Annotated in this window: 12 protein-coding genes; 1 reads left to right on the top strand and 11 read right to left on the bottom strand. The window is 40.6% G+C overall.

Annotation, left to right across the window (positions count from 1 at the left end):
• Window positions 1–88 precede the first annotated feature (88 nt).
• The 9 genes from IPH66_17010 to IPH66_16970 all read right to left on the bottom strand — a co-directional run bounded on the left by IPH66_17010 (window position 89) and on the right by IPH66_16970 (window position 19,761).
• Window positions 89–1,756, bottom strand: a complete 1,668-nt coding sequence (locus tag IPH66_17010; GenBank protein MBK7131043.1) for a DUF4419 domain-containing protein — start codon at window positions 1,754–1,756, stop codon at window positions 89–91.
• A 309-nt stretch (window positions 1,757–2,065) separates the two neighbouring features.
• A complete protein-coding gene (locus tag IPH66_17005; protein ID MBK7131042.1) occupies window positions 2,066–2,413 on the bottom strand; it encodes a hypothetical protein in 348 nt (115 codons plus the stop codon).
• Window positions 2,414–2,476: 63 nt separating this feature from the next.
• Window positions 2,477–4,921, bottom strand: a complete 2,445-nt coding sequence (locus IPH66_17000; GenBank protein MBK7131041.1) for a TonB-dependent receptor — start codon at window positions 4,919–4,921, stop codon at window positions 2,477–2,479.
• Between the two features lie 32 nt (window positions 4,922–4,953).
• Window positions 4,954–5,877, bottom strand: a complete 924-nt coding sequence (locus IPH66_16995; protein MBK7131040.1) for a type IX secretion system membrane protein PorP/SprF — start codon at window positions 5,875–5,877, stop codon at window positions 4,954–4,956.
• A 19-nt stretch (window positions 5,878–5,896) separates the two neighbouring features.
• The gene (locus tag IPH66_16990; protein MBK7131039.1) at window positions 5,897–14,917 is read right to left on the bottom strand and encodes a gliding motility-associated C-terminal domain-containing protein; all 9,021 of its coding nucleotides are present in this window, start codon (window positions 14,915–14,917) and stop codon (window positions 5,897–5,899) included.
• 108 nt (window positions 14,918–15,025) lie between these two features.
• Window positions 15,026–15,967, bottom strand: a complete 942-nt coding sequence (locus IPH66_16985) for a type IX secretion system membrane protein PorP/SprF (GenBank protein ID MBK7131038.1) — start codon at window positions 15,965–15,967, stop codon at window positions 15,026–15,028.
• Window positions 15,968–15,975: 8 nt separating this feature from the next.
• Window positions 15,976–17,256 (bottom strand): gliding motility-associated C-terminal domain-containing protein, encoded by a 1,281-nt coding sequence (locus IPH66_16980; GenBank protein ID MBK7131037.1) that lies wholly within the window; start codon window positions 17,254–17,256, stop codon window positions 15,976–15,978.
• A 76-nt stretch (window positions 17,257–17,332) separates the two neighbouring features.
• Entirely contained in the window at window positions 17,333–17,737 is a 405-nt protein-coding gene (locus tag IPH66_16975) for a hypothetical protein (protein ID MBK7131036.1), read from the bottom strand.
• A 29-nt stretch (window positions 17,738–17,766) separates the two neighbouring features.
• Window positions 17,767–19,761 carry a SpoIIE family protein phosphatase gene (locus IPH66_16970; GenBank protein MBK7131035.1) on the bottom strand — a complete coding sequence of 665 codons (1,995 nt, stop codon included), beginning with the start codon at window positions 19,759–19,761 and terminating at the stop codon, window positions 17,767–17,769.
• A gap of 61 nt (window positions 19,762–19,822) precedes the next feature.
• On the opposite strand from IPH66_16970, the gene IPH66_16965 reads away from it, so the two are divergent.
• The gene (locus IPH66_16965) at window positions 19,823–20,134 is read left to right on the top strand and encodes a hypothetical protein (GenBank protein MBK7131034.1); all 312 of its coding nucleotides are present in this window, start codon (window positions 19,823–19,825) and stop codon (window positions 20,132–20,134) included.
• Window positions 20,135–20,207: 73 nt separating this feature from the next.
• Here the strand turns inward: IPH66_16965 and IPH66_16960 are convergent, their stop codons facing one another.
• Together IPH66_16960 and IPH66_16955 are read right to left on the bottom strand one after the other, a co-directional pair.
• Window positions 20,208–21,209, bottom strand: a complete 1,002-nt coding sequence (locus IPH66_16960) for a PorP/SprF family type IX secretion system membrane protein (protein ID MBK7131033.1) — start codon at window positions 21,207–21,209, stop codon at window positions 20,208–20,210.
• Between the two features lie 33 nt (window positions 21,210–21,242).
• Complete coding sequence (locus IPH66_16955) at window positions 21,243–23,765, bottom strand: CotH kinase family protein (GenBank protein ID MBK7131032.1); 2,523 nt, start codon at window positions 23,763–23,765, stop codon at window positions 21,243–21,245.
• Window positions 23,766–24,070: the final 305 nt, after the last annotated feature.

The following is a 24,070-nucleotide window of genomic DNA, read 5'->3' as shown; positions in this document are numbered from 1 at the left end:
AGGAGCGGTTTAATGGTCTACAAAAATAACAGCATTTGGGGAATGATGTTTAATCAAGCAGAATTACCGCACTGATGCCTGTTTTAAATCATGGTTTAAAAATGAAGCTAACCCTATAATTTACCGCCATCATTTGATTGACAAAATCTCCAGAACGCCGCATTCTGTATACATTTTGCGACATCGTTTTTGCCGGTTGCCATTGTTGATTGTAGGATAATAATATTTTCTCCAAATACTTTTTTTGATCATTTTTACCTGAATAAGTAACTTGAGTAATTTCTCCATTGGACAAAACAATAAATGAAAGCGTGTCATTCGTGAATGTCTCTAATCCAAAATTTGCAGTAAGAGAATCTTGCAACAGATTAGACAGATAAGATAAACTTTGACTGCTGCTGTCAAAACGCGTTGGATGAAAGATAGGCGCATGGTCAACTTTACTCAGAATAAACGGTGCCCAATAATTGATGTCATGTTTATTGACAATGGTTGAATTCCACACCATTTCATGCTCGGTTTCTCTTGCCTTGTCTTTGCAAACCGCCCATGATATCATTGGTTCAAGTGTAAAGTCATCATGTTGTTTTATTGCAAAAAAACCTCCGTAAATATGCATTGGTTCTGTTATATTTTGGAAGTAATTTTTCCAAATAATCGTGATATCAAGAATGCCTGATGGTAAATCATCAGTAGACAGGTTGCTCAATAAATAATCTGTCCCTTGAAGATATTTGTTGCGATAGTATTTTCTTTCTCCCTTGGGATACTCATCTTCTTCAGAAAATTTCTCAGAGAATTCTAAACCCTCTGTATATGGGAACAGCTTCAAACACCAGCCTGAAATAAACATGCCTCCATATTCTTCCATATCCTTGTAGATCCGGTTCCAGAAATCTACATTTATTTTTCCGTCATATACATGAATGAATTCCTGAATGATGGGTTCTAATTCAATGCGCCAGAAGTCCATTCCAAAATCAGATAAGTATTTCAAGTTGTTTTGAACGCGCACCCAGTCATTACGCGTGCCAGTCAATGAAATAGAAGGAATGCCACAGCCCGACTCTGAAATATAAGTAAACACCTCTTTGAACGAATGAAGCGCCGTAATTCTATACACCGTTTTTGTTGCAGCCGTGGTAGTAGAAAACTGCGGAACAAAAAAATCACCATATTCTTTTTTCATGTATTTTTCTACCTCATATTGAAGTGATGTGAGCACGTTGGCCCATTGGGCATTATCAACAAGGAGGGAATCGTTTCGCACAACCAATTCGTTTGGTTTTTGTTTAATGAAGATCACGTCTTCAAGCGAATCAATTTTTTCATTGATATGTATTGCAACTCCTTGACAAATGGTGAGCCAGATAATATCTGGTGACAACATCAACGGTCTGTGTTCATCAAACGCACGATGAAGGGTTTGGATGAACACATTGCCTTGCGCGTAAACCAATGAATCTTGATGCTCATCAGGCATGTAAATAATTTCTTTGCCAATTTTACTTTCAAAAATTTTCTGCGCCTCATCTGTTTTTAATAAACTGGTCGCCGGTTCAACATCTGCAACTTGAAATGTAATGGTATCAGGCAGTTCATGCGAGACCTCAATGTTTTTATTTGTGAGCTGTTTGAGATTGGTTTTAATTTTGGCCGAGTAATTTTCAGTACTTTTTCCATTTGATTTTTCGGCTTCAGCTATTTCAATTAACCCAAAAGCCATCAAAGCCATTGCTGCCGAAATGATCAACATTTTTTTGTACATCGCCCCCATGAAAATTATTTCTCTTTTTACCGAATGTAAGTCCTTATTACATGTCCGTTTGTTAAAAAATCTCAATCTTACAATTCAGGAAAAGAAAAAAGTAACAATTCATTACAAAACACCAAAGCGTGAGAATTAATTCCCCGCAAAGTGGCGCAGCAAAGGTTTAGGCAAAAACTATTTCAACAGTCAATTAAACAACCGTGATTTTGATTGCAAATGGTGTTGTGACAATTGTTTTGGTACGATGCATTTTTTATTAGCTCGATCTCAGATGAGCGATAAATGTCAACGATATTATGGCGCAGGAAAAATTTGAATTTTGTTATCTATGTGATTTTTAAATCCAATATCATATACCATGGTATACTTTTCGCCAATAGGGCTGTTGTGGACATGCGTAAAATACGTGGGGTTGTAACCATAAGCAGTGACAATATCAATTGAAATAGGTGTGCTACGATAAATCTGGTACAATTTGTTCAGCACGGTCCAGTTTCTGTGCAGTGATTTGTTGACCTTCAGCACCACGGCTTCCTTCTGTTTGTTCTGTGCGTTGTGGTGTCGGTTTTTACATGCAACAGAACAAAATTTTTGGTTTGATCGTCCACCGAATTCTTTTTCACAGGAAAGGCAGCTATTCATGTATTTGGGTTTTTTAATTCTGTCCTGTTAAACGCATGCTTTTTTAAAATGTTACATAAACTTTTAACTGGCTGGCTTACCGGCCACTTTAAAATCTATTTTATAATAGAACAGCGGCAAAAAGCCTAATTGCAAACGCTCAGCATAAGGCTGTGATGGGTTGTCAGGATTTGGGGTATAGGTTAACCCAAGTATGTTTGGCGTGTTCAATAAATTAACTAAATCAAGTCCTATTTCATGACTGGTTTTTTTGGCGTTGATTACATAATTTACCTTAAAATCTAATCTGAAATAATTTCTGAAACGCAATTCGTTATAGGCTGAATCAAGATAAACCAGTTCTTTTAAGTCATTGGTTGCAACTGTATCAATAAGGCCATATCTTTTTCCTCCGGCATAGGTTACTTTTACTCCAAAGCCAAGCGTGTGTTGGTCGTTTTTTCCAACTTTAAATTCTTTTCCCGCAAGTAAATTGGTAATATAATTTCCATTAAAGTCTGTGTTTCTCAGCACACCGTCACTGCCCGTATATTGTGACTGATATAAACTCATGGTAGCCAAAAAGAAGAAACTTTTATCAAAGAATTTTTGCACCGTTAGTTCAACACCATAGTTCGCTCCCGTTCCGGTATTTTGCAAACTGTCAGGGAAGAAACGTGCAAATCCGCTACCTTGATTAAGCATTGAAAATGCAGATGGAACAACCTCAACCGGCACATCATATAAATATTGGTAGTATACTTCAGTTTTAATTTGCAGAGATCCTTTCAGGCTGATTGAATAACTCAACACACCATGTATGCTCTTTAAAAAATCCATGTTTTGATTGTGGTAGATTTTATTGCCTGCGCTGTCAATTTTGTGGTAAGTATACAAATACAAAGGATGTGTTTGTGAATGCATCCCGGTAGCAAAAGCCAATGTTTGTTTATCTGTCAAATCAAACTTAATTCCCGCTCGTGGTTCAATGGGAGAAAATGAATTGCTGAATGAAAAATACTGACTGTGCAAACCTGTATTCAGGGTGATTTTTTCACCAATCTTATACTTCCACTGAATAAAAATTTGCCCCAGCAAACCGGGCTCAACATTGTTATAATCCCACCGATAATAAAAGGCCGATGTTGAATCAGATATGTCATTGCGAATAGAATCACGCATTTGAAAAAAGTTAAGATCAGCATTGAACCCATACTTAATCACATGCTTTGGTCCAAATTTTTGATTCACCGAAAAATATGCTGAGCCGGTAGAAATTTTAAACTCATACCCCATCATCGTAAACGGATCAGCATCATAAACCCAAGCGCTGTCAGACCCAAGATGTCTCAATATATACTCATGCTCACTATTTTGGTTTTGAGCAGAGTAAGCAACTGAGGTTTTGAGAAAACAATTCTCATTAATTGTTTTTTTCAATGTCAACCCCGTTGTCATCATATAGGTGTTGAAGTGTTGATCTCTGTCTTGTTCTCCATAAGCATCTTGAGCAGGCACAAGTTGATCTGAAATCATGATGTCAATGCTGCTTGATCCACCAATACCCCAAAATGAAATTGCGCTACCTCCTTTAAGTGGAAAATCAAATTTAAACGCCCCGTCTCCGTATACCGGAACCGCATCTGTTCCATAAGAAATTCCCATTTTATCCATCAGTGTTAGAGTGGAGAAGCGCCCTAAAATTAAATAACTTGCTTTGTGATTTGATGAGAGAGGTCCTTCAAATAATACCTCAGTCCCCAGCAAGCCAAATTGTCCTGAGAACTCATGAATATTATTATTGCCACGACGCAATCTAAGATCAAAAATTCCACTGGTACTGTTTCCATATTCTGCCGGAAAAGCGCTCATGAAAAAATCTGAATTATCGAGAATTTTATTGTTGAGAATAGATACAGGTCCGCCTGTTGAACCGGCAATTCCAAAGTGATTTGGGTTTGGTATACTCACTCCTTCAATACGATAAATTATTCCAAGCGGTGAATTCCCCCTGATGACAATGTCATTCCGCGAGTCATCTGTGCCTTGCGCACCGGCGTAATTAGACATCATTCTTGCGGGGTCTCCCCTGCTACCGGCATATCTATTGGTTTCTTCAATAGAAAATGATTGTGAGCTGGCAGTAGCCATATCATTATTAGTTTCTCCCTGCTTCACGGCAACTATTTCCACCTCTTCGCTAACAATAACTGATTCTGTAAGCTGCACGTTCAGCACCACTTCTTTTCCTGAAGTAACAATCACCGTTACCTCTTTAGACTCATATCCTACTGAGGTAAAAATGACCGTGTGCTTACCAACCGGAACCTGCGTGAGAACAAAATTTCCTTCATCATCACTAATGGCTCCAATTGTTTTATCGGCACTGATGTTGATTTTTATCTTGGTGCCAAACAAAGGATAATTGGATTCACTGTCTGAAACCGTACCGCGAATGGTTTGTGTGATGTCCTGCGCAAATGAAAATACACTGATAAACAGGGCAACAAGTAAAACTGAACTTTTCATGGGCTTGAAAATAATTCAGCCAAGATATAAATTTATTCCATTGAAGCACTGTTTGTTGGTGTTCTCTTGAAATGACCAAAAACAAAAGCCATCATTAACTCATGTGAACCTGAGCTGTAATTGCGCAGATCTGTTGTTGTAAAATCGAATGAATACCCAATTCTGAGTTGATCTTTATAGCAATACCCAATTAACGCATAGGCCGCATCATGCGTGCGGAATCCTCCACCAAGCCATACTGCGCGTTTATACGTAGCTCTGAGTCCAATGTCAAGTTTCAGCGGAGCGGGTAAACCCATTTTTAAAAGAAAAGACGGATCAAGGTCCCAGTCTTCGCCTAAATGAAAAGTATAGCCTCCATGAAAATAAAAATGATCTTCCATAAAACTTTCTGAAGAAGTTTGTGTTGCAAGGAAGGTCATTTTGTTGTGCAACATTTGTTCAATACTTGCGCCAATATACCAATCAGGATGATAAAGGTATAACCCGAATTTACCGTCCAAGTCTTCACTTTTAAGTAAGCCGTTTGAAAAATAAAAATCTCCGGGATGATAGGTGGTCACCTTATCTGCATCAAGCATCCATTGATTAAAGCCCATTGATAAACCAAACGACAGTCTTAGATTATCATCCAACTGGATTTGGTATGCGTAGGAAAATTGAAAGCCTAGTCTTCTGGTTGGACCAACATTGTCGGTGTACAAATATCCGCCTAATGCATTGTTCTCAAATTTCAGAGGCCCCTGAGCTGAAAGTGTAAATGTTCTCGGAGCATCTGTAATGCCTACCCATTGATAGCGATTATTGGTCACCGCCTCCCATGTCGGGGTGGTACCGGCATAAGCGGGATTGAATGCGTATTGGTTAAATGTGTATTGCGTGAATTGAGGTAATTGTTGTGCTCCTGCCGTCAATGACATTAAAACAAGGGCTGATAGGATGATTTTTCTTTTCATTGCTTTCTCGTTTTAATGTTTACCACATAATTGTAATTGGACCGGTGAATGGATCAGGAAAATCTTCATGATCTATGTCTATCACAAAATAATACGTGCCTGCAGGCAATTTCTTGTTGTTTTTCGTTGTGCCATCCCAATCATCAGCATAGTTTTCGTCACTTTCAAATAGCAATTCTCCCCAACGATTATATACCTGTATTGTTATTGATACGCCGGGGTATTGATCCAGAAAATCTAAGATCCATGTGTCATTCAGGTTGTCTCCATTTGGCGAAATACCATCCGGAATAATGATATCAGGCAATACCTCAACGTACATTGAATCCATTGCCGTACAACCATTGGTGTCTGTTGCTGTAACATAATACATGGTTGATACCTGTGGTTTCATTACGGTAGGATTAAACAGGGTATCATTATTCAAATAGGTTGAAGGAGACCACAAAACGGTATTTGTTGCTGCCGTTGTTGGTGTTCCGCCTATACCGCCAGTCTGGGTCGTATATAAATCAATGTCTGGTCCTGCCTCAACGCTAATTTGACCGTTCATGGTTACCAGCACCGTGTCTTGATGTGAACAGCCGGCAAAAGAAACCTCAAGAATAAACTCTGTATTTCCAACAGCAACAGGTGGCAACACTAGGACATTGGTATCAATAATGAACACTCCAAGTGAATCATACCATGTATACAATGCCCCAGCAACATTAGATGCTCCAATAAGAGTAAGCGTGTCATTGTAACAAATAAATTCATCTAACCCTGCGTTGGCTAAAACAACCAATAATGTATCAACTGCAACGGTGTCCTGAGCTATACAACCGTTCTGATCAGTAACGGTAAGTGAATAATTCATTGGAAGCAGGGCTGAAATGTCCTCCGATAGTATGGTGTCGGTAAGGGTTTGAGAAATCCACTCATAGGTGTATCCCGGTGTTCCTCCATTTACCGTAATATCTATACCTCCATCATTAGCATTTAGACAAGCGGCGTCTGTTATGTTGTCAATGGTTATCACGATAGCAGACGGTTCAATCAGTGTTCCGCTTTGTGAAACACCGCATCCATTTGCATCCGTAATATTCACATTGAATGTTCCATCGCACAAACCTCCGGCAGTAAAAGTTGTTTGTGAGGCAGGATCATCCCAAACAAAACTAAACGGCAAGGTACCGCCTATTGGGTTTGAAACAATAGAACCATCACAGACTCCATTACATGAGGGGTCAATTAAGAACAGTGGGTTAAGCAGAATGGTGTCGGGTTGTGTTATAGTTTGCGCTTGGAAAGAAATGCATCCGTTAGCATCTGTTACTTCAAGTAAATAATCTCCCTCACAAAGGCCGGTAATAAGTGGCGTTATTATTCCTAGTGAGGCGCCTGTTCCATCCATCCAGTCAAAATTAAACGGTGCTGTTCCACCAAGCATATCTAGTGTATCAATTGTTGCATCACACACATTATAACAATTTACATTGGTTGCAGTAAGAGTTATTACGGCAGCATTTAAGTTATTGAGTCCGTAAACAAAATCCATGTTGCAGCCTGAGGCATCAGTTATTGTAAGTGTATAAATGCCAGCGCTTAATCCACCTATAGCTGGGGTTATTGGTCCAGTATCCCATTGATAGGTGTGAGGTAAATTTCCATCGGCGCTTACAACAGAAATTGAACCATTGCTTGCAAGACAGTCAGGATTTGTAATGGTTGCAACCGCTGTAATCGGATTAGGATCCACAAGATCAACCTGAACGTTCACGGAACAACCGGTAGCATCTGTAATAGTAACAAAATAACTTCCGGCACACAAAGCGGTTTGCATGTCAGAAGTTGATCCATCATGGAGCCATTGATAATTGTATGGTGGCGTTCCGCCTAAACCACTAATTAGTATTTCCCCATCACATCCACCGGCGCAAGTAATGGAAGTAATGATTTGATCACTCGTGAGACCACCTGTGTTTGCTACGTCAACTTGCTCAGTCAACACACAGCCATTTGCATCAGTAACTTGTGCTTCATAAACACCAGAACATAAACCGGAAATACTTGTTCCACTGCCGCCGTTATTCCAAATGGTAGTCAAAGCGCCCGCACCACCCAAAGGGTTTACGGTAATTGATCCATTACATTGGCCGCAGTCTGAAGGGGTTGAAACTGAAGAAATTGTTATTGGCGTAGGGTCATTAAGTGTAGTAGAGTAGAAATTAATACAGCCTGTAGCGTCTGTAACCTGAACAGTATAAGTTCCTGCGGCAAGACCGGTTGGATCTTCAGCAATAATACCACCCGGATTCCAAGTATAGCTCAAAGGCGGATTAAGGCTGCTCACTGTAATAGAAATTGAACCGTCATTCACTCCAAAACATGATGGGTCAGAAACATTATCCCAAGAGATAGTGGTTGAAGAAAAATTAGAAATATCCGCCTGGAAAACTTGAGAACATCCATTTGCATCCGTTACTTCAACAAAATATGTTCCGGCTAAAACGTTAGATAAAGTACTCGCAATTTGACCAGGAATAGCAACCATCAAATTGTCCATCCACTGGTAGGTGTATGGTGGATTTCCTCCATTAGCAAAAACTGTCGCATTTCCGTCAGCCACACCGCAATTGGCATCATTTGTAAATACGTTTCCAGTTATTTCAGGGAAACCATTTATTGCAACAAACATAATTCCAGTTGAACAGCCATTTCCGTCTGTCCCCTCAACAGTATAGTTACCCTCACACAAATTACTAATTGTTGATGTTGTGCCGCCAGGAATAGGATTGCCCATGATATCAAGCCACTCATAAGAATAAGGAAGCGTTCCTCCACCAAGTACCAGATCGCCTGTTCCATCACAGAAACCAAAACAACTTGCATCAGTTGTTGTAAGAGCAGAAGTTAGTTGTGCCGGTTCATTGATTGTTTGATTTGGTGAAGTAAAATTACATCCGTTATTATCTGTTATCACGGCATAATAAGTACCAGCGCAAAGGTTAGTGGCCGTAGTACCGGTTTGACCTATTAAGGCTGATGTTCCTGCATCATACCAGTTGACAATATATGGAGGAAAACCGCCTGAAGGGACAACTGTTGCCGTACCTGAACAATCACCAAAACAAAGCACATCTGTGCCTGATATTGGCGCTGACACCGGTACCGGTTCACTTAAGGTGATATCAGCGGCCATATTCACGGTACAACCATTCAAATCAGTTACGTCAACGTTATAATTACCAGAACAAAGATTTGTTATTAGCGTATTGGTTGCCCCCGGAATTGGCACCCCTCCTGATGTCCACTGATAGGTAAATCCTCCATAACCTCCGGCTACTACAATGCTGATCATTCCATTACAGAATACAGCGCAACTTGGATCGGTAGGTGTTGCTGTAATTGTAATTGCCGGCGGATTAGTAATGTCGTAAACATAAGTTTCTGTACAACCTGAACCATCGGTAATATCAACTGTCCAGCTACCCGCACCAATATTAAGTGCTTGATTGGTTCCTTGTCCGTTTGAAGGCACCGGATTCCACACATAAGTATATCCTGCCCCTGATCCACCGCTTGGGTTTAGCGTAATACTTCCGTTGCTGTCATTATTACAAATTACAGGTGTAACAGTTGCATTGTCTATGATCTGTGTTGGACCGCTAATTGTTGCTGTTTCAATAGAAACACACCCTGAATTATTTATTACCTCAACGAAATAATCACCAGCACACAAGTTGGAAATTGTAGAGGTAAAAACCCCCAATGACAGACCGCTTGTTGCGTCATACCACTCTTGGGTACATGCGGGATCACCACAAACATAAACAGCATCGGCGGTTCCATCACAAGCACCAAAACATGATTCGTCAGTTGACGTAATGGTCACCGTTTCTCCATTCACATCAGAAATTGGAAACGATGGGGTCTCTATACAGCCATTCATGTCAGTAACAGTACAAGTAACCACTCCCGGGCATAAGCCTGAAGCATTATTCGTGCCCTCACCTGCGGCCGGATCGGGTGACCAGTCATACGTATAAGGCGGAACGCCCCCTGCCATGTTCACTGTTGCACTAGCATTACAAACTCCACAAGTTGCATTGTTTGAGAAAGATGAGTTTACGATTAAATCTGCCGGCTCGGTGATATTTATCGTGGTATCCTCAGTACATCCTAAACCATCAGTAATATTTACTGTGATGGGTCCGACACATAAGCCAATTGCTGTCGCACCAAACTGTCCATCAGTCCATGATATAGTATATGGCATTGTTCCACCAAAAGGATTAACCGTCACTGTCCCGTTACAATCTCCAAAACAAAGATTATCCGTAATAGTTGCATTAGAGGTTATGGATGTAGGAGCAATTAAGGTAAATGAAATGGTTGTGTCACATATTCCGGCATCGCTGATAGTAACCGTCCAAGTGCCGGCACATAGGTTGGTGGCTCCCGCTGTTACCTGATTGAATGGATCATCCCATTGATAAGAATATGGAGGATTATTTCCTCCAAGAACAGTTACAGTTGCCGTTCCATCACAAGTTCCAGAACAAGTTGGATCAGAAAATGCGGTTGTTACCACCCATGGAGAAGCAGGCGCTGTCATGTCTATCGGTCCAAACGTGATAGAACATCCAGAAAAATCAGTTACTTGAACATTGTAAATGCCTTGACAAACATTGTTCATAGTATCGTTTGTCTGACCCGCAATGTCAATACTGAATTCATCTTGCCACTGATAGAAATACGGTGCTGTTCCTCCGGCGGGTAGAACATCCATCAGCCCGTCACAATTTCCAAAACAATTTACTGTTGATGTGTTAATGGTTGCAGTAAGAGATGGTGGTTCATTAACCACTAAACACGGTCCGGTAACTGAGCAACCGTTAGCGTCTGTCACCACAACCTGATAGGTGTCCGGGCCTAAGTTGCTTGCAACAGCTGTCAGGATACCAGTAGACAACCCGGTTGTACAGCTAAACCACTCATAACTAATTGGTGGAATACCACCGGAAGTAATAACACTCACAGACCCATCATTGGCCCCGAAACAAGAAATATCATTTGAAGACGAATTATCAATAACCAACGCAACGGGCTCAGAAATTGTTGTAGTGAAGTTTTCATTACACCCCGTCATGTCAGTAACGGTCAATGTATAATTGCCATCACAAAGTCCTGATGCGTTCGGCGTGCCTTGCCCCCCTCCGGGCATTGGATTCCATGTGTAATTGTACCCACCGGCGCCACCTGCCGCAACAGCGCTCGCTGTTCCGTTACAATTACCTGCACAATCCACATCGGTTGGAGTAATTACTGCAGTTATCTCAGTTGGTTCATTCAGTGTAATGACTTCTGTGACTGTACATCCCGTATTGTTTGTGAGCACAGCCAAATAATCTCCTTGACAAAATCCAGCTGATGTCACCGGACTAACCGCAGGATTCACAACCACCCCAGTTGTAAGTCCTGTTGTATTATCAAACCATTCTAGCGTATATGGCGGATCAATGGAATTAAAATTGGCAATTAGTTGCCCATCACATATGCTGAAACACGACGTATTAACGGAGTCTAACTGCAGAATTTCACCAGCCACGTTGTTGATTGGAACTATAAGGTTTTCAGTGCAACCCAAACCATCAGTAATAGTTACTGTATTGGCTCCGGCACACAGGCCTGTAACGTTTGGTGTGCCCTGCCCTGCCCCGGGAGCAGGGACCCAGTTGTAACTGAATGCACCCGTACCACCAGAGGCAGTAATGTTTGCTTGACCATCACACAGACCACATGTAGCATCCACAAATGAATCCAGCGTAATAATTATTTCCGGCAACTCTGTGATTGTGATAACAGATGATGCAATGGAACAGCCGGCAGCATCAGTTACTAAACAATAATAATCACCCGGACAAAGGTTAGAAATAGTTGTATTTGTTTCTCCCGGAATTGGCAGACCTGTAATATCATCATACCATTGATAAGATAGCGCACCGGTACCACCTAAGGCGCTTATATCTGCAGATCCCGAACAGGTTCCAAAACAGGCACTATTTTGACTATTGATTGTAATAATAATTGCAGGAGGTTCGCTAATCGTAAAATTCAACACGGTATCACATAAGTTCTGATCTGTGACTGTTGCCGTATAATTACCAGCACATAGATTGATAGCAGTGAATGTTGTTTGATTAAGGGGTGCGTCATCCCATAAAATATTGTATGGAGGCGATCCTCCACCTATCATCGTCACAGTGGCCGAACCGGTGCAATCATCAAAACAAATGATGTCATTAAACGATGTGGTTAAGTTGAACGGCGCAGGTTGTGTTATAGCAATATTGTCTGATGCAACGCAACCATTATCATCAGTTACTGTTGCGGTATAAATTCCATCACAGAGATTACTTGCAACGGCGGTAGTTTGTGCTCCACCATCATCCCATAGAATATTATAGGGCGCTGTTCCGCCGGCAATCACAACCTGACCCGAACCATTGCAATCACCAAAACAAGTAACCTGAGAAATCACAGATGCATTAATAATTAAAGGGGTTGGACTTGTAATGGTAAAACTTAAGGTAGTATCACACAACAAGGCATCTTCAATAGTCACGGTCCAAATCCCTGCACTTAATCCTGAGACGTTTGGTGTTCCCTGGCCAACAGGCGGAACCGGTGCCCAAGTAAAGGTGTATCCTGCGCCACTTCCGCCACTGTTTACGGTTACGCTTATTGTGCCGTTTACATCACCACTACAGAGTAAATCGGTTTGTGTGACAGTAATATCATATTGTGGCGGGTTGGTAATAGTGAAAGTGGTATCTACATTACAACCATTCGCGTCAGCAACAGTAACCGTATAAGCCCCATCGCACATGTTAGTTCCATTTGCAGTGCCTTGCCCTAAACCTGGAGCGGGTACCCATGTGTAGGTGTAACCACCAACGCCACCACCGGCCACCGTTGTTGCGGCACCATCACATAAATCATAACATGTGGGGTCAGTACTTGTCAGTGCTTGAGTTACAGGCGTGGGCTGAATCACCTCAACTGTATCAGGAGATGATGGACATCCATTAGCATCAAAAACAGTTATTTCAAACAAGCCTGCACAGAGACCATTCAGGCTTGAAGTTGCTCCAAGCCCTGTACCAGCAGGCACTGCCTCCCATGCATATGTGTAGCCTGGGGTTCCGCCACCACCTACAACAGAGGTGGTGCCATCACAAATATCAAAACATGACATGTCTGTTGATGTGGCTGTGCCGGTAACTTCTGTAGGCTGGTTAATTGTAATGTTTCCGCTTTGGTCAAAACAGCCTCCTGCATCAGTAACTATGACATAGTAAGTGCCGGCACAAAGAGTAGATGGATTTTGGGCTGTTATTCCGGTTGTTAAACCCGTGGTAAAATCAAACCACTCAAAGGTATACCCTCCGGTTCCTCCCGCCGGTGTTGCGCTGGCGTCACCATCACAAAACCCGAAACAAGAGGCGTTAGCTACAAGGGCTGCATTAACAGACAATATTGGAGGATCAACGATTGTAAACGAGGTGTCTTTTTGACAACCATCAACGTCAAAAATTGAAACCGTGACAACAACGTTATCGAAACCTATTCCTGGATTTGTACCCTGCCCACTCGCCGGAACGGGGTTCCAAACAATGGTATAAGGTCCCCCATTACCGCCAGAAGGATTTAATAGGATTTCAGCGTCAACATCACCCGCACATGTAGGAGGAGTGATTGTTTCACCCGGTAAAATTGGTGGGGGACTATTAATTACCACCACATCACTTAAGGTACATCCATTCGCATCTGTTACAGTTACTGGGTTGTTGCCAACGCAAAGACCAACCGGATTGGCTGTTGTTTCACCGCTTGTTGCCCAGAACACACTAAGCACTCCGGTACCGCCACCGGGGAATGAGAATGCCTGCCCATCACATGTTGATGGACAAGTAGGTTGAACAACAAAAGGCGGGGGGAAAGTTAGAATGCTCGGTTCGGCCACATTTTCTGCAACACTGCACTGTGCGTAAAGTCCTGGTACAATCTGGTTGGATGAGTCAATGACCGTAACAGTATAATTACCTGCGCAAAGACCAGTAAAAGTGGTTTGAGTTCCAAATGGTCCGCCGTTTAATGAGTATGAATATGGGCCGGGCGTACCCGCGGTAGTGATTTCAATTTCTGCATCACATGAGTCAAAACAGGAGATGTCCTCACCATTAAAGTTGGTGATAACCGTAAGCGTTAATACTAATGGGGCAGCCCCAACGCAGTTTGTTGTAGATTTGAACCAACTACTCCCAGGTAAATGATTTTCACTTCCTCCTGAAGGGTGTCCGCTCGTTGAATAGATAATTCCCGGATCTCCTGTTCCTGCAGCTCGTGACAAATTAATTTCATTATGGGCATATACCGCTGAGCCGTTTAAATCAATCCTTGTTGTGCTTTGGGTAAACAAGATATTTCCCGCTGCCAAGGTGTTGCCGTTGGTCAGAATTTCTCCACCAAAAAATGACAAATTAGCCTCAGGAGTTAGGATGAAATGATCCTGAAATGACCAATTACCCTTTACATCAACTGAGCAGTTTATAGAAATACCATGTGTGTTTATTTCCCCCTCTTGAAGATTGTCATTTTGGAATATCAGTTTTGCGTTTCCAGAAAATAAAAAGGAACAATTTTGTGCTATGTTGACCTTACTTGTGATTGTCAGGTTGTTGTTTTCAGACACCAACACCAAGCCTTTTTGTGAAGTAATATGCAAGGAGTTTATTTTGACATCCTGATCAATAAACACTTTTGGAAAAAACTGATTGGTTGAATTCTGATCAAAAAATATTTCATCGTCTTCACCCGGAATGAGACCGCAAGAAGAACCACCAGAAACAGATGACCAATGTTGTGTTTCAGACCAGTTTCCTGAACCATTTATCCAATAAAAATCTCTTGCTGACAGCGATTGATAAAGCATTAAGCACGCTGATAGAGCCAGTGTTTTTTTTATGTTTGAAAGAGCTCTTTTAAATGTCATAAGCTATTCGTTTAATTTGCTACCGCTGCTCTTTTGGTTGGTTGTTTTTATTTGCTGGTTATGGTTCTCTTTCATTGTAATAAACGCATTGATAATTCAAAAGGTTGTTTATTCAAACGCCGGACAATCAGTTGTGCTGGAATTGCCGTAATTAGAACATGAATTAAATCCTCCGGTTATTTCATGCGTATACCACATGTCTTTAGCTAATTTGGAAATAACAAAGTCAAAAGAATAACCAACAGAAATAAAGTTGAATAACTTAACTCTGACCTGAGCCGTTATGGCATCGGTACGCCGCAATCCAATACCAAAAGCTAATTTATTTTCCATATCTACTACAGCGCTCAAATGAAAATCAAGTGGGGTGTTTTTTGTTTTTAAGAAGAATACTGAGGGAATGAAAGTCCAATTGCTTTTCAAACGAAAACTGCGACCGGCAGTGAAGTAAAAGTGTCTTTGGAAATCATTGTCTGTGCCCACATTTTTCATTGTTCTTCCATATAAATTATGAATGGATAACCCAATGTAAGTTTTTTTGTCAGCCAACCATAAGCCCGCTTTACCGTCGGGAAAAACAACGTAAGACGGACTTGAATTAGGAATAGCAGGATCATATACCTCAGTGGTCAAAGATGACACATTAAACGTTGCTTGTTTAACCCCCAATGATGTTCCAAATGACAAGGTCCAGTTTCTGTTGATTGGGATATGCAAAGCGTAGGTAACTTCAGCCATCAAAAAAGAGAACGGACCAAATTTATCCCGTTTAATTTGCCCTCCTATTCCGTGTTTTGGGCCAAATGACATTCTGTTTTTTTTACTGAAATGCAATGGGGCGTGCGCATTTATAAATCCAGTTTCTGGCGCTCCGTCAATTCCCACCCATTGGAATCTGTAGCCACTTCTTATATCAATACATGATTTGGTGCCCGCAACTGCCGGGTTAAAAGCAAACTGATTATACTCATACTGGGTATAGTGTTCTGTTTGCTGCCCAAAACCAGCAAGTGAAAAGGAGAGAACCGCTATTGAAATTATTTTTTTCATGTTGAATATTATCTGATAATTGTAACTGAGCCTTTAAAAAGTGGATAGTCTCCTTCTTTCAAATCAATGACATAAAAATAGGTTGATGCAGGCAGTGGGTCTCCATTATTCTTCAGTGTTCCATCCCACCATTTGTCTTGGGTTGAATAGTTGGTAGTATGAAAAACCTCTTGTCCAGATCGATCATACACCCATATTTCAATATTATCAAATTGTCCGCTGTTTTGAATTATCCATTTGTCATTTACATCATCACCATTAGGCGTGAAGGCAGTAAAAACATTGATAATTTCACCAACAAAAACATTCACGCTGTCAGTGGCAGTGCAAGTTCCGCTGGTTACTGATAGAAAATAAGTAGTATTTGTTGTTGGACTAGCAACCGGGGTAAACACAGATGTACTATTTAAGCTTGAGCCCGGGGCCCATACCGGTGTGCCATCACCAGAACCATCAAGTGTAGTTTGCCCGCCTTCAGAAATAAACTTGTCGGGCCCGGCGTTTGCGCTGATTTGAGTAACTTCAAAATAAATGCTGTCAGTGGTATCACTTATTGTACAAATTGCATCGGTTTCAAAAATGAGTTTTAAATAACCATCCCCCAGTAATGTTCCGGCATCATAGGTGTTTTGAGTTGACGATGACACTAGCAAGGCATTGTTAAAGTACCAATTAAATGCAACGGTATCCAAGGCTGCGGAGACAGTTGCGGTTACTATCTCCGTGTCACCAAAACAAAGCACGGTGTTGGCTGCGCTGATTGAAGCTGTTGGAGCAGTTTGTTCAACCCCATCACCGCTTATAGTAATATCAAAAGTACACTCCGCTGATTGAGTAACGCCAGCTCCCGTATTTGCACCATTTACCTGAACATAATAAGTAGTGTTTGCGGCCAATGCTATGGCGGATGTCACACTGAAATCCCCTGCTCCGTTACCGCAAGCAGAAAGAGGCGTATAAGTAGGTATAGAACACGGCGTGGTGGCCTCAATGATATGCGCCTCTATTTGTTGACCCATGCTGGCATCCGGATTAAAAACAAGATTTGAAAAATCTATTGTAACCGTGCCGCCATCAGCATCTGTGGTAAATTTATACCAAATGGTTGCTGAGGGTGTAAAACAAAAATTATAATCAGTTGCGGCATCAGTTGTTGCGCCTTGCGTATTGCCATTTACAATCACGTTTGGACAAAGCCGGTCAGCATTACTACATGAGTTGTTAGCGGGCTGGGCAAACAAGGGCGCAGAAATCAAAGTCAATCCTGTAAATAAATCGTTTAATCGCATAGATTTTTCTTATTGAAAGTAAATATAGGGAATAAATTCATTCTTGTCTACGGGAATGATCGCAATTATAAGATTGCTATTTTGCTTTACCGGTATTCTTGCTGCGGTTTGAAGAAAATTTTACAATTAAAAAATAAACCAGCACGCCCGGTAAACCGCCAAGAAACATGGGAATAACCAGTTCAATTTTCATGATGGAAGAACGCTCAGTGAGATACCAACCTGTTGCAAAAGCAACCCCCGGACCGGTAAGGAGACCCCCCGCTAAATTGGCCAGTACACGTTTATAATTTGTGATGAAAAATGACAATAATGAACCAATGCAAACAATTGAATAAAATAGCGCACTGTTCAACCCAATCAGAAATTCAAACAAAAAGCCATTATATCCGAGCGCAGGAATAATGACTGTAAGCGCAAACACAACCAGCGCAAACGTTTCTTTTGTTTTTGTGGTTTGAAGAAAATCAACAGAACTCATACGGCGAAAACAATGATGCGAGTTAAAAATTATATTCTTACTCCAACAATACAAACATCATCCAACTGTTCTAGGTCTCCTTTCCAATCAATGAAAGTTTGATTCAGGATGTTCTTTTGTTCTTGCATTTTTTTATGATGAATATTCATGAGCAGTTCTTTGAGTTGTTTGTACTTGAATTTTTTTCCTTTTGGACCCCCAAACTGGTCTACATATCCGTCAGAAAAAACGTAGACACAATCGCCCTCCAAAACATCTATTGAGTGAGAAGTAAAGGGCCGTTCAAGTCCCTCAAAAAAGCCAACAGGTTGCTTGTCTCCCTGAATTTCCACCAATACGTTTTGTTGAATCATAAAAAGCGGATTGTTGGCGCCGGCAAAATGTAACTTATTATTCTTAGTGTCTAATACGCAAAGTGCCATGTCCATTCCGTCACGACGATGTGACATTCCTTTTTTCTGATTTAGCGCGGTGATAATTTTTTCTCTTAATTGATCTAATATTTTACCGGGTTCACGCAAGCCCATCTCAACAATAATCTGTTGCAAAAATGCGTTTCCAATCATACTCATAAACGCGCCCGGTACACCGTGTCCGGTACAATCAACTGCGGCAAAAACTTTGTAATCATCTACCTGCGTATGCCAAACAAAATCACCACTCACGATGTCTTTTGGTTTTAGTAGAAAAAAGGAATCTTGAAATAAATTTGGCTCATCGCTGTTTGGTAATAGGGCCTCTTGTATTTTACTTGCATAATCAATGGACGCGATAATGTCATTGTTTTTTGCTTGAATGATTGCGTTGGCGTCATGCAGTTTTTGGTTTGCGCGTTGCTTAATTATATTCCTGTTGTAAAGCGTTAATGCCAGTACGACTAATAAAAACAAACCAACAATTGAAGATATAATCACAATGCGTGAATTGGCTAGTTCTTCTTCACTCTTTTCAATTTCAAGGTCTTTAATTTTACTTTTTTGGTATAATATTTCATTTTCTTTAATGGCCTGCTCAGCATTATATTCTTGGGATGCTCGAATGAATTCAGCCTCGTTATTTATTTCTTTCAACGAATCACTGTAGGTTCTGTACATTTTGTGATAAGCTATTGCTTCTTTATACATACCCATTTGTTCGTATGAAAAAGCCAAGCCACCAATTGCCAATAAAGCATGTTCCAATGCACCCCCATCATTGGCTGCATTCAAACTGAGCAAATCATGCTCAACAGCAATTTTGAACTTTTTTTCTTTTTGATAGGTTATTGCAAACATTCTTTCTGATTGTGCAATAGAAGATAGGTCATTTTGTTGTTTAGCAACCTCCAATGCAAGGCCTGCATAACGCTGGGTTTCATCCAGCTTTCCTAAACCGTTATGTATTACCGAGAGGTCAATATAACAAGCAATAATTATTTCAGGGTTTTGCAAAACCAAGGCAGCATCCAATGCCCTATTTAAATAAAGCAATGCCGAGTCAATTTTGTCTTGCGCAGCGAAAATTGCACCAATGTTAGAATAACCCGTAATGCTTCCTTCATTGTCTCCAATTAATGCATCAAGTTCAGAACTCTTTTTAAAATAATAAATACCCGCACTAAGGTCTCCGGTGTTTGCGTTTAGTACTCCTAAATTATTGTAGGCCTTAGACAAGAAAACGGTGTCCTTCAGTTCGCTTGACTTGTTAATTAACTCTTTGTAATAGTATAGTGCAGAGTCATTTTTCTCAAGATACATAAATGAATTGCCCATTCTCAAAATAGCCTCTAATTCATGTTTAGAATTTGGCAATGTTTCAGTAGCTAATAGATAATATTTGTGCGCAATTTTATTCGCCCTTTCATAATTGAACACCTCAACCTCATCATAAATTTGTTGCAAAAGATCAGCCTGCGCCTCTGATCCGGTTGTCACCATTAACTGTTTTTCAAGGCTATCAACCTTTGAAGATTGCGCATAAGCCTCATGGTTCAGCATAAAGGTGCTGAGCGCTAAAACAATTACAATGTAAACTCTGGCAAACATTTTTCTGAAAGTAATCAATAAATTTTTATCTTCATTCTCAAATTACTAAAAAACGAAACTTATGATTGAAGAATTTATTGTTAAGTATGACTTTGACGCAACAGTTGATAACAATGCGGACATGACAGCAATCCTTAAAACAATGGGTGCTGAGGGTTACAGAACTATGTACACCGGTCGTTTGGCTTGTGTGGTTGAAGTAGAGAACCGCGTTGTAGTAAAAAAACGCATTAACTGGGCGCAAGAAAATGACCCCAACTTTCAGGCTGTACATGAAAAAAATGCAACTGCATTATTAGATGCTTTGGAAAAAGCTGTTACCGGCGGACCAGACCCGGGCAATGGCAAAATCGTTTACGTAGTTAAAAAATAGTAGACCCATTTTACAATAAAAAAGCGGCACTGAAGGGTGTCGCTTTTTTTATTTCATATTATTTGAGTTCAAATTATAAGCCTCTTCTTTTAAACAGGGCAAAGTCCAGATTGGCATATTCAAGCGAAAACTCAAGTCCTCCGGCGCGAGAGGTTCTTCCAAATTCAGCAACGGTTACATCGTATGAAATGCCGAATTTAAACCCACTCCACTGCAGATAAAGAGTTGGGCAAATAGCATCTTTGTACCTCCAGGCAAAGCCGGTAATTAAATACGCATCTTTCGATAAACCCGTGGTTTTACCACCGCTCATTAACCGATACCGCAACAACAAACCAAAGAGCGTTTCATTATGTGGACCTTGGATAAATTCATTAAAAAATGTTTCTATCCCAACTGATGTCCCTGGAAAATCTTTCAAAAAAGAAGCATGAATAACAAATTTTGAATACAGCTGTTCTTTATACCCAATTCGATAAGTTAGCTCAGGTGTATTAACATGAAAATACGCGACACCAAATCTGAAATCTGTTGCATCATCTCGCGTAAAACCAACTTTATGATTTCCGAACCGGTAAAATAAACCGGCTGAAACATCTGGATACATAAAGCTTACCAGATTATTGTATTCATTGGAGTTTAGCGTTGGATCAAGGACATCACCATCAAACTGATTTGGAAAAATCAAGCCTGTTAAATCGCCGGTGCGCTGACCAAGACCAAATTGCAAACCGGCTGAAAGTTGATGCATTTCACCTAAAGGCACAATAGCGCTCAAATTAAATAGCGCTTGTTTTGTTCCAAATTTGCTGTCACCTCCCACATCATTATACAACTGAATACCAAACCCCATGTGTGCTTTATTGCCTCTTTTGGGTTTAAAAAAATTCATGTCGGCCGCTATGGAGGTGGTAAAGAATTTTGTTCCTGTATTAACCCATTGGCTTTTATGGTTTATAGTAAATCTCTCCCAGCCATTAAACATGCCCGTTGCAGCAGGATTAATTAGCATGGGCACCTGTTGAGCCTGAGTAAAATGAATGTCCTGAGCGTGGCTCGCCAGGCCTATAGCCATGGTAAATATAAGTGCGCTTTTTCTCATCTCTTTCTATCTGATAACGGTAATATTTCCCGTTTTTGTTATCTCGCCTTGCTCCTCTAAAATATAGGTCACGGTGTAGGTGTAAATTCCGGAGTTGACCAGCTTGCCTTGATAATAGCCGTCCCAATAATCATAAAGTTCTTTTGTTTTAAACACCTGATTACCCCAACGATCATAAATGGCAAGTTCAAAAGAGATTACGTCCCATCCTGCATAAAACATCAGCAAATCATTGTTGTTGTCGTTGTTTGGGGAGAACGCATTTGGTAAATGAAATCCTGTATAGGTGCTAGGATTTGGTACGCCGGGCGGCGGTGGCGGTGGGGCAACTTCAATTACTTTAAAATGTGCAATCACTGAATCAGCCATGGTTAAATCAAGCGTATCATTTAAACTATCAGGATTTGCAAAGGTGTGATTTGTAGATTCCCAGTAATCAAATTCATAACCCGTGAATGCGTTTGCTTTGAACAAGGTGTTGATGTTTCCATAATAAAGGCCAGTCCATGGGTAATAAGGCACCCACTCTGAATTAACTTTTACTTCACCGCTGTTTACTGGGTCAACATTCACTACCAAATCAAACGGACCGGTAAGATTGTAGCAATCAACCATGCCGGAACTTATAGCGGCACAACGTGCATCAATGTAATCTTTCAATGTTTGAACATTAGCTTGCCAACCAGCAACTGTTCCTCCCCACTTAGTTGTTTGTCCTGCCATTTCAGGCGTCATTACGGCAACCATACTATCTAATATTGCGTGCATTTGAGGGCATGAGAAAACGCCGTTAGACAAATCTGCATATCGCGTAATGTACTCTTGCTGAAACTCTGCATTAGCCATAAGGGCATTTAAAATAGTGATGTGCCCCTCTGGGTCAGAGCCGCCAGACAGCGTTTCAACGTTACACGGGTCAGCGTCAGGCGCTGTGCTTGGCACGCCTGTGTAGTTAATATAATGTCCAAAAGTTGCATCGTTATCCCACAACGCATAGCGCCAAGTTTTTTTATCACCGTCTGGATTGTTGCCTTTCCACCATGCGGTATTCCAGTTTAACCAGTCAGATGTAACCACAAATGAATTGAGTACAACGTAATCAATCAAACTACCTACATTATATTTTGTTTTTACATACTCATAGTTAGCTTGTATTGCCATGTCGTTAGTGGTTATGTAGGTATATAAATCATTCCACTCTGTCATGGATGGATCACCATATTCTGCCCAGGTACCGCCCCATGTTTTTATGAACTCAATTTCATATTTTCCCTGATTGTAATAATAGCTTGTGAAATCATGGTCGTCAACTTTTTCTCGCACATCATATAATCCCCAATATTCACCATCTACATAAATAACAGCAAAAGCCGATGTTCTTTCGTCTAATCTTAAATCACCAATTGCAGAAATGGTATGTACATAAGCATCACGAATGTGCGCCCCCCCAGATGCGGGGTAGTTGTCGTTTGCGGCTGCTTTAAGAATTAGTTTTTGATATTCATCACGTGATTTTTCAGAGAACACCTCATGTTGTACAGCGTAGTTCCGACCATATTCATCACGCATTACAAAGTCAAATCCACGTTGATCATAGGCCCATGAGTCATTTCCATGTTTATTATAGTAGCCATCACCTTCATCAATAAATGCTCCTGTTTGATCAAAAAACTCAAACGCCCCATCAAAATTATTGCTGAAGGCACCCGGAGCAACATCATTTAAAAAATCGGTTATTTCATCACCACACACTGAAATTACCGGCACGGTATGTGGGCTATTAATAAAATAGGTATTTGTTTCAGTAAAACTTGCGGGTGTGTTTGGTGTTGATGAAAAACATCTTGTGCGCAGTACAGTAGTTGAAGTAATATTTACCGGACCAGAATATACCGTAGAGCTTGTGGTTGGAGTTGTTCCGTCAGTAGTATAATAAATAGTGGCTGATGCATCAGTGGTTGTTATTGTGACAGATTGTGATGAAGAATAGAAACCGGCCTGAACGCTCATTACGGGGGTAGGCGTATAATACAAAGATGCCGCTGCGTTTGCTGCACCCGGCGTAGGCGTTGTAAACAAACTCCACGTAGATGCCCCACTTGTTGTACGGCCATACGAATGATCTTTTTGGGTCATATACAACATGGTTAAACTATCAATTACATTGCCTGAAGGTGCGGTGAGAATGATTTGTTCATGTTTGGTTTGGGTTAGCGTAAAGCCCGGGTGAAGCTCACCTCCGCTTAGTATACCGCGGCCTGAAAAAAATATTTTAATGTATCCATTTGCAGGAACACTTGCGCCGGCAGGAATCTCCCATTTTTGAAGGTTACCGTCATTATCAGATAAAAAATATCCACTTAAATCATATGCAGAGCCTCCTGAATTATATAATTCAACCCAATCTTCACGCATGCCAAAAACATCCGTTGGTCCGTTGGCGTTTGAGCATGAGTACTCGTTAATCATAACCTGACCAAATGCCTGACAGGTTGTAAAAAACAAAATGAGCAAGTAAATTCTTTTCATGTAGTTGGTTTTTATTATTTTATTCAACACCGTTTATTATTCTTCGATGGCTGAATAAATTGATTGCAGTTGCGTGAAATTATTAATAAAATGTTATCTAAACACAATAATAGTACGAATTTGTAGGCATTAAGGTTGATTCGGTTTCTTCAAATTTCCAGTCTTTCTTGCATTCCTTTGGATAAAAATATCGGGCAGATTTCTAAAACAATTATTGTATTATGTTGATATTATGATAATTATGTGCGCTCTCGATTACCTCGTTTCATTGTTTCATATGCTTGTACCATTAACTTAAAATGTAC

It is taken from the genome of Crocinitomicaceae bacterium, assembly GCA_016708105.1.
GTDB lineage: Bacteria > Bacteroidota > Bacteroidia > Flavobacteriales_D > Crocinitomicaceae > JADJGJ01.
This window is presented reverse-complemented; position numbering and strand designations above follow the sequence as displayed.

Excerpts from the sequence above, each read along its gene's own strand:
- IPH66_17010 (MBK7131043.1), bottom strand. The coding sequence starts at position 1,756 with ATGTTGATCATTTCGGCAGCAATGGCTTTGATGGCTTTTGGGTTAATT.
- IPH66_17005 (MBK7131042.1), bottom strand. The coding sequence starts at position 2,413 with ATGAATAGCTGCCTTTCCTGTGAAAAAGAATTCGGTGGACGATCAAAC.
- IPH66_17000 (MBK7131041.1), bottom strand. The coding sequence starts at position 4,921 with ATGAAAAGTTCAGTTTTACTTGTTGCCCTGTTTATCAGTGTATTTTCA.
- IPH66_16995 (MBK7131040.1), bottom strand. The coding sequence starts at position 5,877 with ATGAAAAGAAAAATCATCCTATCAGCCCTTGTTTTAATGTCATTGACG.
- IPH66_16990 (MBK7131039.1), bottom strand. The coding sequence starts at position 14,917 with ATGACATTTAAAAGAGCTCTTTCAAACATAAAAAAAACACTGGCTCTA.
- IPH66_16985 (MBK7131038.1), bottom strand. The coding sequence starts at position 15,967 with ATGAAAAAAATAATTTCAATAGCGGTTCTCTCCTTTTCACTTGCTGGT.
- IPH66_16980 (MBK7131037.1), bottom strand. The coding sequence starts at position 17,256 with ATGCGATTAAACGATTTATTTACAGGATTGACTTTGATTTCTGCGCCC.
- IPH66_16975 (MBK7131036.1), bottom strand. The coding sequence starts at position 17,737 with ATGAGTTCTGTTGATTTTCTTCAAACCACAAAAACAAAAGAAACGTTT.
- IPH66_16970 (MBK7131035.1), bottom strand. The coding sequence starts at position 19,761 with ATGTTTGCCAGAGTTTACATTGTAATTGTTTTAGCGCTCAGCACCTTT.
- IPH66_16965 (MBK7131034.1), top strand. The coding sequence starts at position 19,823 with ATGATTGAAGAATTTATTGTTAAGTATGACTTTGACGCAACAGTTGAT.
- IPH66_16960 (MBK7131033.1), bottom strand. The coding sequence starts at position 21,209 with ATGGCTATAGGCCTGGCGAGCCACGCTCAGGACATTCATTTTACTCAG.
- IPH66_16955 (MBK7131032.1), bottom strand. The coding sequence starts at position 23,765 with ATGAAAAGAATTTACTTGCTCATTTTGTTTTTTACAACCTGTCAGGCA.